Source organism: Streptosporangium sp. NPDC049376, from assembly GCF_044466505.1.
Classification (GTDB): Bacteria; Actinomycetota; Actinomycetes; order Streptosporangiales; family Streptosporangiaceae; genus Streptosporangium.
The window spans coordinates 59,533-73,462 of sequence record NZ_JBITMT010000011.1; the positions used below are offsets into that span (position 1 = coordinate 59,533).

At 69.6% G+C, this 13,930-nt stretch carries 11 protein-coding genes and 1 tRNA gene; all 12 read left to right on the plus strand.

The features are described 5' to 3' along the window. Positions 1–100 precede the first annotated feature (100 nt). The 12 genes from ACIBVQ_RS25675 to ACIBVQ_RS25730 all read left to right on the plus strand — a co-directional run bounded on the left by ACIBVQ_RS25675 (position 101) and on the right by ACIBVQ_RS25730 (position 13,691). Positions 101–1,348 carry a metallophosphoesterase gene (locus ACIBVQ_RS25675; protein WP_399180713.1) on the plus strand — a complete coding sequence of 416 codons (1,248 nt, stop codon included), beginning with the start codon at positions 101–103 and terminating at the stop codon, positions 1,346–1,348. Between the two features lie 133 nt (positions 1,349–1,481). Continuing rightward, positions 1,482–3,545: a dTMP kinase gene (gene tmk, locus ACIBVQ_RS25680; protein ID WP_386191400.1), complete on the plus strand. Its 2,064-nt coding sequence runs from the start codon at positions 1,482–1,484 to the stop codon at positions 3,543–3,545. Between the two features lie 21 nt (positions 3,546–3,566). Further along, the gene (locus tag ACIBVQ_RS25685) at positions 3,567–4,748 is read left to right on the plus strand and encodes a DNA polymerase III subunit delta' (RefSeq protein ID WP_399180484.1); all 1,182 of its coding nucleotides are present in this window, start codon (positions 3,567–3,569) and stop codon (positions 4,746–4,748) included. 416 nt (positions 4,749–5,164) lie between these two features. Beyond that, positions 5,165–5,866, plus strand: coding sequence for a hypothetical protein (locus ACIBVQ_RS25690; RefSeq protein WP_399180486.1), 702 nt, complete (start codon positions 5,165–5,167; stop codon positions 5,864–5,866). Continuing rightward, positions 5,863–7,017, plus strand: a complete 1,155-nt coding sequence (locus ACIBVQ_RS25695; RefSeq protein ID WP_399180488.1) for a glycosyltransferase family 4 protein — start codon at positions 5,863–5,865, stop codon at positions 7,015–7,017. The genes ACIBVQ_RS25690 and ACIBVQ_RS25695 overlap by 4 nt, the downstream gene beginning before the upstream one ends. A 72-nt stretch (positions 7,018–7,089) precedes the next feature. After that, entirely contained in the window at positions 7,090–7,728 is a 639-nt protein-coding gene (locus ACIBVQ_RS25700; RefSeq protein WP_399180490.1) for a sigma-70 family RNA polymerase sigma factor, read from the plus strand. After that, positions 7,725–8,399, plus strand: a complete 675-nt coding sequence (locus tag ACIBVQ_RS25705) for a permease-like cell division protein FtsX (RefSeq protein WP_399180492.1) — start codon at positions 7,725–7,727, stop codon at positions 8,397–8,399. Before ACIBVQ_RS25700 ends, ACIBVQ_RS25705 begins: the two co-directional genes overlap by 4 nt. A gap of 94 nt (positions 8,400–8,493) precedes the next feature. Further along, a complete protein-coding gene (locus ACIBVQ_RS25710; RefSeq protein ID WP_386191631.1) occupies positions 8,494–9,318 on the plus strand; it encodes a stage 0 sporulation family protein in 825 nt (274 codons plus the stop codon). A gap of 55 nt (positions 9,319–9,373) precedes the next feature. Beyond that, positions 9,374–10,897, plus strand: coding sequence for an alpha/beta hydrolase (locus ACIBVQ_RS25715; RefSeq protein WP_399180494.1), 1,524 nt, complete (start codon positions 9,374–9,376; stop codon positions 10,895–10,897). A gap of 68 nt (positions 10,898–10,965) precedes the next feature. Next, a tRNA-Thr gene (locus tag ACIBVQ_RS25720) sits at positions 10,966–11,042 on the plus strand. 220 nt (positions 11,043–11,262) lie between these two features. Then, positions 11,263–12,711, plus strand: coding sequence for an alpha/beta hydrolase (locus tag ACIBVQ_RS25725; protein WP_399180496.1), 1,449 nt, complete (start codon positions 11,263–11,265; stop codon positions 12,709–12,711). A gap of 296 nt (positions 12,712–13,007) precedes the next feature. After that, the gene (locus ACIBVQ_RS25730) at positions 13,008–13,691 is read left to right on the plus strand and encodes a hypothetical protein (protein WP_399180498.1); all 684 of its coding nucleotides are present in this window, start codon (positions 13,008–13,010) and stop codon (positions 13,689–13,691) included. Positions 13,692–13,930 lie beyond the last annotated feature (239 nt).

Here is a 13,930-nt window from a genome sequence, read left to right on the forward strand (position 1 = left end):
TTTTTCGTGGTTTTCACGGAACGCATCCGGGGTTGTGGACGTTCTTGGAAACGAGCCGGGTACGGCGAGCGGACGCGAAAGAAAGCGAGTCGTGGCGGCGATGGGCTTCGTGGTGCTGATCGTCCTGATGACCACCCTCGTCCACTACTACCTGTGGCGCAGGCTCGTCCGGGCGACCACCGCCCCGGGGCCGCTCCGCAGGGCGCTCACCTGGGCGACGGTCGCGCTGGGAGCGCTCATCCCCGTCACGCTCGTCGGCTCCCACAGCGACTGGGGGCGTTTCCTGGCGTGGCCGGGGTTCCTGTGGCTGGCGGTGATGTACTACCTGGCCGTGTTCCTCGTGGTTCTTGAGGTGCCCAGGGCGGTCGCGCTGGCCGTACTGCGGCGGCGGGCGCCCGCGAGAACCGCCCCCGTGCTCGTCGGGGCTCCCGAACCTCCTGGCGAAGAGCCCTCCGGCGAGGAGCCCTCCGGCGAGGAGCCGAAGGGGATGGCGATGAACCGCAGGGACTTCGTCGCCCGTACGGCCGCCGCCGTCGCCGGGGCCGGGGCGCTCGTCACGGTCGGGACGGGGGTGCGCACCGCCCTCGGCGACCCGCTGATCGAGCGGGTGAGCGTGGCGCTGCCCGGCCTCGACCCGCGTCTGGGCGGGCTGCGCCTGGCCGTGGTCAGCGACATCCACCTCGGCCCGCTCACCGGCCTCGGGCACACGGAGCGCATCGTCCGCATGATCAACGGGCTCCAGGCCGACGTGGTGGCCGTCGTGGGAGACCTGGTCGACGGCACGGTCGCCGAGCTCGGCCCGCTGGCCAGGCCGCTGCGGAGCCTGGAGTCGCGCTACGGCGCCTACTTCGTCACCGGAAACCACGAGTACTACACCGCCAACGGCCCGGACGAGTGGGTCGAGGAGCTCCGTGATCTGGGGGTCCGCCCGCTGCGGAACGAGCGGGTCGAGATCGCCCACGCGGGAGCCGTACTCGACCTGGCGGGGGTCGACGACGTCACGGGGGCCTCGGGCGGGGGAGGGCCCGACTTCGAGCGGGCCTTCGGCGGGCGGGACCCGGGACGCTCGACCGTCCTGCTGGCCCACCAGCCGGTGCAGGCCGTACAGGCGGCGAAGTACGGCGTGGACCTGCAGCTTTCCGGGCACACCCACGGCGGGCAGATGGTGCCCTTCAACCTGATCGTCCCGTTCCAGCAGCCCATGGTCTCCGGCCTCGGCGAGGTCGACGGCACCCAGGTCTACGTCACCAGGGGAGCGGGTTTCTGGGGGCCGCCGGTCAGGGTCGGGGCCCCGCCGGAGATCACCCTGCTCGAACTCCGCCCGGGAGACCGGCGGAAGGCGGGGTGAACCCACCGGTTTTCCTACCGCCTCCGCTGCGCGGGCCGGGCCGTACGTACTAACCTCAGGCGACGAACGGCCTGGCACATCGCCTGGTCCCGTGTCTTCCCCCGCCCGGCGAACACCTGGATACGCTGACATCATGACCACCCCTGGCCGGAACACCGCGCGTCGCAAGCCTCCCCACGTGCTGGCCAACGCGCCGTTCCGCAAGCTGTGGACGGCCATGTCGGTGTGCAGCCTCGGCGACTGGCTCAACCTCATCGCGCTGACCGCCCTGGCGGGCAACCTCACGGCCGGGTCCGGCTACCGGATCCAGAGCTTCGCGATCGGCGGCGTCTTCGTGGCGAAGATGCTCCCGGCGATCCTGCTCGGCCCGCTCGCCGGCGCGTTCGCCGACCGGTTCGACCGCAGGCTGACGATGGTCGCGGCCGACGTGGCGCGCTTCGCGCTGGTGTTGTCGATCCCGCTGGTCGGCAACTACCAGTGGATCATCGTCGCCACGTTCCTGGTCGAGTGCGTCAACCTGTTCTGGGTCCCGGCCAAGGACGCCACGGTGCCGAACCTGGTGCCCAAGGAGCGCCTGGAGGCCGCAAACCAGCTCAACCTGCTCGTCACGTACGGCACGGCCCCGATCGCCGCGCTGCTGTTCGCGGTGCTGTCCTTCACCACCGACCTGCTGGGCGCCCTGGTGCCCTCTCTCGCGGACACCTCGCTGGCGTTGTTCGTCAACTCCCTGGCCTACCTGGCCTCGGCCGTCATCATCTTCACCCTCAGGGAGATCCCGAAGACGACCTCTCCGACCGTCAAGGTCGCCACGCCCTCGGTGCTGCGGCAGATCGTGGACGGCTGGCGCTTCGTCGGCCGGGACAGGCTGGTCCGCGGACTGATCACCGGCATGATCGGCGCGTTCGCCGCCGGGGGCGCGGTGGTCGGGGTGGCCAAGCTCTACGTGCGGGCGCTCGGCGGCGGCGACCCGGCCTACGGCGTGATGTTCGGCGCGGTCTTCCTCGGCATGGCGGCGGGCATGTTCTTCGGCCCCCGGATGCTGCGGGAGCTGTCCCGGCGCAGGCTGTTCGGACTGTCGATCATCGGGGCCGGGGCGGTGCTGGCCGCGGTCGCGCTGGTGCACAACCTGGCGATCGTCGTCATGCTCACCACATTGCTGGGGGCGTGCGCGGGAACGGCCTGGATCATCGGCTACACCATGATCGGCCTGGAGGTCGAGGACGGGCTGCGGGGCCGTACGTTCTCCTTCCTGCAGTCGCTGGCCAGGGTCACGCTGCTGCTGGTCGTCGCGGTGGTGCCGACGCTGGCCGGCCTGTTCGGCAGCCATGACTTCGTCTTCCGCCGGGAGACGGTCTACGTGTTCGACGGCTCCAACCTGGTGCTGCTGATCGGGGCGCTGCTCGCGGTGACCGTCGGCTTCCTCGCGCTGCGGCAGATGGACGACCGTCCCGGCATGTCGGTCCTGGCCGACCTGGTCGCGGCGCTGCGGGGGCACGGCAGCCCGGTGCCGGGCGGTGCCGGGCACCGCAGGGGGGTGTTCGTCGCCTTCGAGGGCGGCGAGGGGTCGGGCAAGACCACCCAGTCGCGGCTGCTGGCGATCTGGCTGCGGGACCAGGGCTTCGACGTCGTGCAGACCAGGGAGCCCGGCTCGACCAAGGTGGGGATGCGTCTGCGCGCGATCCTGCTCGACGCCGTGCACCAGGGGCTCTCGGCCAGGTCGGAGGCGCTGCTGTACGCCGCGGACCGGGCCGAGCACGTGGAGAAGGTCATCCGTCCCGCCCTCGACAGGGGCGCCCTGGTGATCTCCGACCGCTACGTCGACTCCTCGCTGGCCTACCAGGGCGCGGGGCGGGCGCTCGACCAGGCGGAGGTCGAGCGGCTCAACAGGTGGGCGACGGGCGGGCTCGTCCCCGACCTGACCGTGCTCATCGACACCCCGCCCTCGGTCGGGCTGGCCCGGCTCGGCGGGGCCGCCGACCGGATCGAGTCGGAGCCGATGGAGTTCCACGAGCGGGTGCGGCGTGAGTTCCGCGCGCTGGCCGCGGCCGAACCCGAGCGCTATCTGGTCCTCGACGGGACGCTTCCCCAGGAGCGGATCTCCCAGCTCATCCACGACCGGATGCGCGAGATGCTGCCCGACCCGGTGCCGCAGGAGGCGGAGGACGCCACGGGGACCATCCCCGTCATCCGCGACTGATCCCGGCGGTAGGTTGATGGCGTGGGTGTCTTCGATGACCTTGTGGGGCAGGAGCAGGCGGCCCTGACGCTGCGCCGCGCCGCCGTGGCGGGGGCCGAGCTCCTGGCGGGCGGGCGCGGAGCGGGGATGACCCACGCGTGGCTGTTCACCGGCCCGCCGGGGTCGGGCAGGGAGGAGGCGGCCAGGGCCTTCGCCGCCGCGCTCTTCTGCAAGGACCAGGGGTGCGGCCACTGCGACATGTGCCACCAGGTGGCCGTCGGCTCCCACCCGGACCTGGAGACGGTACGGCCTCAGGGGCTGTCGTACGGCATCAAGGACACCCGTCAGCTCATCCTGCGCGCGGCCGGGGCGCCGACCCTGGGCCGCTGGCGCGTCGTGCTGTTCGAGGACGCCGACCGTGCCACGGAGGGCGCCTCGAACGCGCTGCTCAAGGCGATCGAGGAGCCGCCGCCGAGGACCGTCTGGCTGCTGTGCGCGCCCGCTCCCGACGACATGATGATCACCATCAGGTCGCGCTGCCGTCAGGTGACGCTCGTCACCCCGCCGACCGCCGCGGTCGCACACGTGCTGGCCACCCGGGAGAACGTGCCGCCCGCCACGGCGGAGTTCGCCGCCAGGGCCGCCCAGGGGCACATCGACCGGGCCCGCAGGCTGGCGCTGGACGAGGAGGCGCGTAAGCGCCGGGACGCGGTGCTGTCCATCCCCAGGTCGCTGACCGGCGTCGCCGAGTGCGTCACGGCCGCAGAACGGCTGGTGAAGACCGCCGAGGAGGAGGCCGCCGCGGTCACCGCGACCCTGAACGAGTCCGAGGTCGCCGAGCTGCGGAAGATCTACGGTGAGGGCTCCTCGGGCAAGGGGCTCAACAAGGGGCTCATCCGGGGTGGGGCCGGCGCGCTCAAGGACCTGGAGGAGCGGCAGAAGTCCCGGGCGACCAGGACCAAGCGCGACGTCATCGACACGGCCCTGCTCGACCTGGTGGCGTTCTACCGGGACGTGCTGGCCGTACAGTTCGGGGCGCATGTCGAGCTGGCCACCGAGGACCGCAGGGACGACCTTGAGGGGCTGGCCCGCTCCTCGACGCCGGAGGACACCCTGCGCAGGATCGACGCGATCATGCGGTGCCGGGAGCGGCTGGCCGCCAACGTCAACCCGCAGATGGCCGTGGAGGCGATGACGCTCTCCCTACGGCGTCCAGTCGCCTGATTTTTCGGACTTTTCACCACCTGTAAGCAACCTTACGGGTGGGTTTCGGCGTCTCTTGGGCATGCAGGTCGGGATGAAACCCCGCCCGGGACGGCTCCGCCTCCCTGTGGCCTCGCTCACGCTCGCCGGGCGTGAGCCTGCCAAGGACGTGCGAGAACGCCCGGCGCGCGGGGAGCGGGTGCCGCCTGGTGAGGAACGGTTCTTAGATCGGATGGAACCATTCCCGGCTAATCCCCCTCAAAGTTGGGGTGTGCATCGTTAGAATTCCCAGCAAATTTCGATGCATTCGTTATAAAACTACCGAACATGTCCTGTTCGACGGGGATGGACAGGGAAGGACCGGGGGACTCTTGGTCAGCATGGGATCGCGGGGGGACGTGACGGTGCCAGGGGGCCGGCGGGCCGTCACCAGCCGCGTGAGAGACGACGACACACTGCGGATCGAGTGGCCGGGGCAGACCGCCCCGGCCGACGACGCGGAGATCGTTCTGCGGCACGCGGAGACAGGGGAGGAACGTTCCGGGACGGACCTGACAGGCCTGCGGACCGGGATATGGCTGGCCTCCCACCGGGGGGAGCCGCTGGCCACCGACGACCCTGGCTTCTCCCTCGACGACCTGGTCGCCTACGCCGGGACTCCCCGTGACCGGGAGGTCAGGGCCTTCCGTACGTCGGCGGGAATCCTCGCCCTGACCGTCCGCGAGGTCGAGCCGTACGTCGAGGTCACCGGGGTCGTCGCCGACGGCGGGGTGATCGAGGTCGAGGGCCTGGTCGCCTACGGAGAGCCGTACGAGGGGGCGGCCAGGCTCGTGGCCGTGCCGCGCAAGGGGACCGAACCGGTGAGCGGGCCCGCCTCCTTCGGCGGGCGGCGCTTCGGCGGCAGCGTCCTGATCGAACCGATGGCCGACGGCCAGGCGCGTAAGCGCGTCTTCTGGGACCTGCACGCCGAGATCGCGGGAGTACGGCTGCCGCTGGCCGCCCGGCTCGACGACGTCGCCGACAAGAAGACCAAAGTGCGCTTCCCCGCCCAGCACGTGGGCCGGATCAGGGTCAGGCCGTACTACACCGACAGCGACAGCCTGGCCGTCGCCTTCAGCGTCGAGGAGGAGGCCGCGTGAAGGTCTCCTACCTGATCCTCAACGCGTACGGCATGGGCGGCACGATCCGTGCCACCTTCGACCTGGCGACCGAGATATCCGAACGGCACGACGTCGAGGTGATCAGCGTCTTCCAGCACGCCGACCGGCCCTTCCTGCCGCTGGGGGAGAAGGTCAGGCTGCGTTCGCTGGTCGACCTGCGGCCGGGGGCACGGGTCCGCTGGCCGTACACGAAGCGGGCCGAGCGGCTGAGCGCGATGGAGAGCACGCTCGTCCACCCCGAGGAACGTGCCTACCCCTCCTTCACCGCCTGGAGCGACGAGGTGCTCAGGCGGGAACTGCGGAGGCTGCGCACCGACGTGCTCGTCACCACCAGGGCCGGGCTGAACATCATGGCCGCCAGGTTCGCCCGCAGGGGGGTCGTGAGGATCGCCCAGGAGCACCTGCACTTCGAGGCGCACAAGCCCGGGATCTTCGAGGAGATCCGGCAGTGGTACCCCAGGCTGGACGCGGTCGTCACCCTCACCGAGGCCGACGAGCGCGACTACCGCGCCATGCTCGGCCAGGCGGGGACCCGGGTCTACACCATCGGCAACGGCCTGGCCGGAGGGGCGCGCCCGCGCTCGAAGCAGGACAACCGCATCGTGCTGGCCGCGGGAAGGCTGGTGCCGGTCAAGGGCTACGACCGGCTGCTGAAGGCCTTCGCCCAGGTGATCACGAAGCGCCCCGACTGGAAGCTGCGCATCTACGGCGAGGGCCGGATCGCCGACAAGCTGATGAAGACGTCCGTCAAGCTCCGCCTGCACAACAACGTCATGTTCATGGGGCCGACGGACGACATCGAGGGAGAGCTCGCCAAGGCCTCGATCCACGCGGTCAGCTCCCGCTTCGAGGGCTTCGGCATGACGATCATCGAGGCGTTCGCCTGTGGCGTCCCGGTGGTCAGCTTCGACTGCCCCCGGGGCCCCCGGGAGATCATCACCTCCGGCCACGACGGGCTGCTGGTCCCGCCCGACGACGTGGACGCCCTCGCCGAGGGGCTGCTGGAGATGATCGACGACGAGGAGGGCAGGCTCAGGATGGCCGCCAACGCCCTGCGGACGGCGGAGAAGTACGACATCTCCACGATCTCCGCCCGCTGGGAGAGGGCCTTCGCCGACCTCACCCGCTGACGGCCACGGCCCGGGGTTTCGAGCGGCCGGTTTCGGGTGGGTCCGGGTTCGGCGGGCAGAGGTTTTCGCTGGATGAAAGCAGCAGATCCCGATCGGCGGCGTCTCTGTGATGTGAAGGCCGAACTGCTCTCCCATGGAGAGCCAACGATCAGGGACGGCACCGACGTCGCGGCGCTGTTCGCCGACCACCACCTCGGGCTGGTACGGCTCGCGTTGCTCATGGTCGGCGACCAGCCCACGGCCGAGGACGTCGTGCAGGAGGCGTTCGCCCGCACCCACGCGGGCAGACGCCGCCTGCGCGACCCCGGGCGCGCACTGGCCTACGTCCGCTCCGCGGTGCTCAACGGCTGCCGTTCCGTGCTGCGGCGCAGGGCCGTGACATGGCGGCGGGCCGTGCCGTACGAACCGCCCGTCTGGTCGGCGGAGCACGCGGCGCTGCTCGGAGAGGAACGCCGTGAGGTGCTTCTTGCCCTGCTCCGGCTGCCCAGGCGGCAGCGGGAGGCGCTCACGCTGCGCTACTACTTCGACCTGTCGGACCCCGAGATCGCCGAGACCATGGGCGTGGGCGCCAGCACGGCCAGGTCCACCATCACGCGCGGACTGGCCGCCCTCGCCAGAGCCCTCGGTGACCCCGGAGCGCCTGGAGCGTCCGGAACCCCGGCAAGTCCTGGAGGCCCTGGAGACCTTAGAGACCTTGGAGAGCAGCCATGACCGAGACGGAGAACCGTCTGCGCGACGCCCTGTCCGCCGCCGCCTCGACCGCCGTGAACGTCCGCCCGCTGACCGTGTCTTCGCGCCGTCGCAGGCGGTGGGTGATCCCGGTCGCGGTTGTCGTCGCCGCCGCGTCCGTCGCCGTGTTCCTGACGGTACGGGTCGCCGCTGTTCTGTCCTCTCCCGACCGGAGCGAGGTCGTCGCCATGTCCGTGGGGGCTACGGACGAGTCCGATACATCGAGCGTCAACGTCTTCCTGTGCCTCAGCGGTGATGCGACCGTGCACCCCGGATGTGCGGGAGGGAAGGCGACCGAGACGGAGAAGGCCGACATCCAGCGGGCGCTTCAGGGGCGGCCCGAGGTGGGGAGCGTCTCCTTCAGGGACCAACGGACGGCCTACGAGGGCTTCCAGCGGCAGTACGAGGACAAAAACCCTGCTCTTCTGAAGACCGTGAAGATCACGGATATGCCGGAAACCTTCATCGTCCAGGTCAGGCCGGGCGCGGACCGGGCGGCGCTGCTCGAAGCCGCGAGCGAACTACCCGGGGTGGCCGTCGCCGTGGACGCCGTGTGCCTCCGCGAACGCGCCTCCCTGCGGTCGGTCATCATCGACACGGTCTTCGGGGACGAGGACCGACCGTCGTGCTCGGTGAAGGGCAGGGGCAGGTAACCCGAGCTTGGGAGTCCCCAGGGACGGCCGTGACGCGTAGGGTGGCTGGCGTGGGCGCTTAGCCGTACCCCCAGCCGCTTGGAGCCATATGAGCATGATCATGGCCGTGAGCTTCACCCGATACGGCCGTCTGTACTACCTCGATCCGGGCGGCCACAGCCCCAAGATCGGCGACAAGGTGCTCGTGCCGACCGACGCCGGTCCCGAGGTCGCCGAGTGCGTCTGGGCGCCGCAGTGGACGAGTGAGGAGATCGACGGCCTGCCGGTGTGCGAGGGCCTCGCCGGGGAGGAGCACCTGACCCGCGACGAGACCAACAGACGCCGGCGGGCCGAGGCCAGGAGCGTCGCCAAACGGCTCATCAGACGGCACGAACTGCCCATGAAGGTCGTCGGGGTCGACTACCTCGACACGGACAACGTCTACACCGTCTACTTCTCGGCCCCCCACCGGGTGGACTTCCGTCTCCTCGTCCGCGACCTGGCCAGGAACCTGCGGGCCCGCGTCGAGCTGCGCCAGATCGGCCCCCGCGACGAGGCCCGGCTGCAGGGCGGAATCGGTCCCTGCGGCCGTGACCTGTGCTGCGCGACCTTCCTGAAGGACTTCGAACCGGTCTCGGTGCGGATGGCCAAGGACCAGGAGCTGCCGGTCAACCCGATGCGCATCGCCGGGGCGTGCGGGCGGCTGATGTGCTGCCTGAAATACGAACACCCCCTCTACACCGAGGCGCAGAGCAGAATGCCCAAGGTCGGGGCGAAGGTGGACACCGCGCAGGGCCCGGGAACCGTGGTCGGGCGCAACGTCCCCTCCGACTCGGTGGTCGTCCGCCTCGACGACGGCGGCCGTCGCTGCGCCTGCCCGTCCGCCTCCGTCTGCTCCCCGAGAAAACAACACGACGCCGCCTACGGCGACTCGCAGTAGGATCCGAACGTCTCGCGCGTGACCTCGCACGCCCTGACCCAGAAGGATGAGGCGAGTGGTCACACCGCACAGGTACCGCCGTACGGCCGCCGCGTTCGCGGCGCTGACGTTGTTCGCGACGGCTTGTTCGGGGGTGGACGCCCGCGACGGCCGTGACGCCGGTGCCGCTCGTGACGGTGGTGCCGCTCGTGACGGCGGGGCGGCCACCTCGCTCGCGTGGACCTCCTGTGGCGGTGGCTACGAGTGCGCCAAGCTGGGGGTTCCCCTCGACTACGCCAAGCCGGACGGCGAGAAGATCGAGATCAGCGTCATCCGGCTGCCCGCGAAGGGCAAGCGTGTCGGCTCCATCCTGATCAATCCCGGTGGTCCCGGCGCCTCGGGCGTCGAGTACGCGCGCAACGCCCAGTCGGTGCTGAGCGACGCCGTACGGGAGAGGTTCGACGTGGTGGGCTTCGACCCACGCGGGGTCGGCGGCTCCGCACCCGTGCGCTGCCTGTCGTCGAAGGAACTGGACGACTACACCGGTCTGGACGGCTCCCCCGACTCCCCGGAGGAGATCGCGGCCCTGGAGAAGGGCGCGCGTGCCTACGTCGCCGGATGCCAGGCCCGCTCGGGCAAGCTCCTGCCGTACGTCGGCACCACCAACGCGGCCAAGGACATGGACCTGCTGCGCGCCGCCCTCGGCGACGAACGCCTCACCTACCTCGGCAAGTCGTACGGCACGCAACTCGGCGCGGTCTACGCCGACCTGTTCCCCAAGCGGGTGCGCGCCCTCGTGCTGGACGGCGCCGTCGATCCCTCGCTCACCCCGGTGGAGATGAACGTCACCCAGGCCCGCGGCTTCGAGGTGGCCCTCGACGCCTTCCTGGAGAACTGCCTCACCGCGCCCGACTGCCCCTTCCAGGGCACGGTGGCCTCCGCGCGGAAGCAGATCGCCGAACTGCTGAGCCGCGCGGACCGGCAGCCGCTCACCAACAGGACCGACAGCCGCGCGATCGGCGAGTCGTGGACCGTCCTCGGCCTGGTCACCCCGCTCTACGAACGGCAGGCGTGGCCGATCCTGCGCCGTGCGCTCACCGACGCCCAACGCGGCGACGGGACCACCCTGCTGCGCCTGGCCGACCTGCTGGTCAACCGTGACCGGAACGGCGAGTACGCCAACCAGACCGAGGCGAACACCGCCATCAACTGCGTCGACTCCGCCTTCCCCCGGGGTTCGGCCGAGTTCGCCGCCGCGGCGCGCGAGTCGCTCAAGGACGCTCCCCTGTTCGGGCCGTACATCATGTGGGGAACGCTGGCCTGTGCCTACTGGCCGATCGAGTCGGCCCCCAAGGAGAAGATCGACGCCCCGGGGGCCGCGCCCATCCTGGTCGTGGGGACCGAGCGTGACCCGGCGACGCCGTACGAGTGGGCCAAGGCCCTGGCGAGCGAGCTCTCCTCGGGAGTCCTGGTCGACTTCGACGGCGACGGTCACACGGCCTACCGCAGCGGTTCGTCCTGTGTGGACCGTTTGGTTGACGACTATCTGATCAACCTGACCGTTCCCGAGGACGGTGTCCGCTGCCCGAAGATCGACTGACACGGTGGAGCGCAAACCCCCGCGAAGCCTGTAGACTGCCGTAGGTCGCGTTCACGCGGACGCGACATGCCGCCTTAGCTCAGTCGGCCAGAGCACTTCACTCGTAATGAAGGGGTCTCGGGTTCGAATCCCGAAGGCGGCTCCAGGTCAGAGGCCCTCTCTCCCTACGCCGGAGAGAGGGCCTCTGTCATTTTGGGAGAGCTTTGGGAGAACAGCGGGATCACGGCTCTTCGGTCGAAGCCCTGCAGAGCCTCATCAAGGACGCCCACCGCCGACCGAGGCGAGATCTCGAATCTCCTTTGGAGAGCGAACTATCGTCCGTTCGGCCGATGGCGGAGGCCGGTGGGCTGGGGACGATCTAGATCATGAAATGGACCCCCCTCATCACGGGCTTGGCGCTGATCGCGGTAGCGCTCCCCGCGGCACCTGCCGCCGCGACCGGCCAAGTGACCCAAGCGGTAAGTGCGACCGGTACGGACACGATCGACTGGCGAGCCTGCGGGGAGGAACCCGGGGCCGAGTGCGGCGCCCTCGCGGTGCCGGTGGACTGGGCTAAGCCGGACGGGCCTCGGATCTCGCTGAACATGACGCGTCGCAAGGCCACCGGACAACGGGTCGGGACGCTGTTCTACAACCCGGGAGGACCAGGGGCGGGTGCGGCCTATCTGGTGCGGAATTGGTCGCAGTACTACTTCTCCGAGGAGTTACGCGAGCGGTTCGACATCGTTGGGATCGATCCGCGCGGGGTCGCCGGCAGTGGGCAGATCCAGTGCGGGAAGGCGGTGCATGATCCGGCTGTCACGCAGTTCCCTGAGACGCGGTGGGAGTATGACCGCCTTGTCGCGCACAACCGGGCCGTGGGCGTGAGTTGCGGGCCGTTGATCGGTCACGTGGACACCGGGAGTGTGGCGCGAGACTTCGACGCGGTGCGGGCCGCGCTGGGCGAGGAGCAGATCAGCTACCTGGGACGCTCCTACGGGAGCATGCTGGGGACCGAGTACGCGCGACGGTTCCCCGACCGGGTACGGGCGATGGCCCTGGATGGGATCGTCGATCACGGGATGAGCTCGCGCCAGATGGTGCGGGATGCCGCGGAGGCGGTGGAGGACGGGTTCGACAGGTTCGGCGAATGGTGCGAGCGGACGGAGGAATGCGAGCTGCACGGTCGGTCCGTACCACAGGTGTGGGACGCGCTGATGCGCAAGGCGGAGAAGACGCCGATTCCGGTGACCGGCGGGCGTCCGCTGACGGCGGAAGAACTGCGCTACGCCGCGTATGTGATGCTCACGCTGGCCCCCGAGTTCAACGGCGATCTGGCCCGGGGCATCGTTCAGGCGGAGCAGGGCGATGCGGAGATCCTCGGGCAGATGCGGACTGAGGCGCTGGACAACTCCGCGATGACCTCGGCCTACCGGGCGGTCCTCTGTCAGGACATCGACCCTGGAACCAACGGATTCTCGCAGCTCAGGGCCTGGGCTCGGGACGCCGTACGGAGGGCCCCGCACATGCGCGGGACATCGGAGTTCTGGGACATGACGACCGGATGTCTGGGATGGCCCGTCCAGCCGTCCAATCCGCAGCGGCCGGTGCGCATCACCCAGGTGCCGCCCGTTCTGCTGGTCGGGAACACGCATGATCCCGCAACGCCGCTCGTCTGGGCCAAGAGCCTGGCCAGGGGTATCAAGGGGTCACAGGTGCTGACCTATGACGGCGACGGGCACACCGCGTACCTGCGTAACGCCTGCGCGACCGGGAGTGTCGACCGTTACCTGATCTCCGGGACGCTCCCTGTGCCCGGTATGGTCTGCCGCTGAATCCGGCGTGGGCACCGGTATTCAGTCGCGGCGTCCAACCTGCGGGTAGCCGGTTCGCTCCAGCTTCCCCAGGGTGTCCGGTGCCGCGTTGCTGATCGAGGGTGTGGATGCCGGCTGGGCCGGGGGAACGATGGTTCAGATCATCATGCCGAACCACTGTTCGCGCGCCTGAGGCTGGACACCGACGAGGGTCGAACGCGGATGATCATCGCCTTGGCGCGCTCGGCCCCGCCCGGGCACCCGGTTCGCGACGAGGCAGGCGCCCTGGTGGCGGCCGATGAGAGCGGCCCGCCGCGGTGGATGCCGAACAGCTTGACCGCCGTCGCCCGTGTGGCGGGCATCGGCATCCACCGCTCTCAGGCGCGCCGGATCCTGGTCACCGCATCGGATCCGGTTGCTTCAGCGGACCGCCGCGGCCAACCGGCGCGGATCGGTCATCGTCGTCACTGACGATCTGTCCGGCCGTTTCAGCTGATGGGCACGCCAACTACGGCCAGGGCGGGGCCGTCTACATGGGCATGTCAGGCCATGCCTGGCGATTGATTGTCGTTCTGTGCGAGATTGATCTCGTGAATTCCGCAGATCGGCCTTCGTCGTGGTTCAACGCGCTGTCCAAGCCGCAAAAGGTGACCGCGATCACAATGTCGCTGATCGGCTCCATAGGAGGAGCGGCCTACCTCTGGTTGGGGCCGCCAACGGATCTCGCTCCGGGCTTCCTGATCTTCGCTTACGTGATTCTCAGCCTGATGATCCTCAACGGCATTCCCCGTGTCCACCTGTGGTTCGACGGGCGAGGATTCGTGCTCTATCTGGGTGTCTTCTTCGTCCTCAAAGGGGCGTCAAGAGACCTTGAGACCCCCGCTGTCCGCGTGGGTGTCCTCGTCGTGGGGGTACTGCTGCTGACCTACCTGATCGTCCGCGCCGTACGCGTCGAACGGAGGAAACGGCAGACAGACCGTGCCGATTCGCAAATTCTCTGATGGTCCTACGGCGACGTCTCACACCGGTGTGGAGGCCTTTGCCGTACAGACGCTGTGCGTGATCAAGGCCGTCCATCCGCACCGCTGGGCCGTACCGGCCGGCATCTGGCACGCCTTCTCCGAAGCCGCCCAGACCGAGATGTCTGAAAACCGACATCTCGCTGTCGTTCCTGGAACGCTTCCCCAGCTCGCGGTCGACCGCCAAGCAGAGCGCCGTCACGATGACGGCTTTCCGCTAC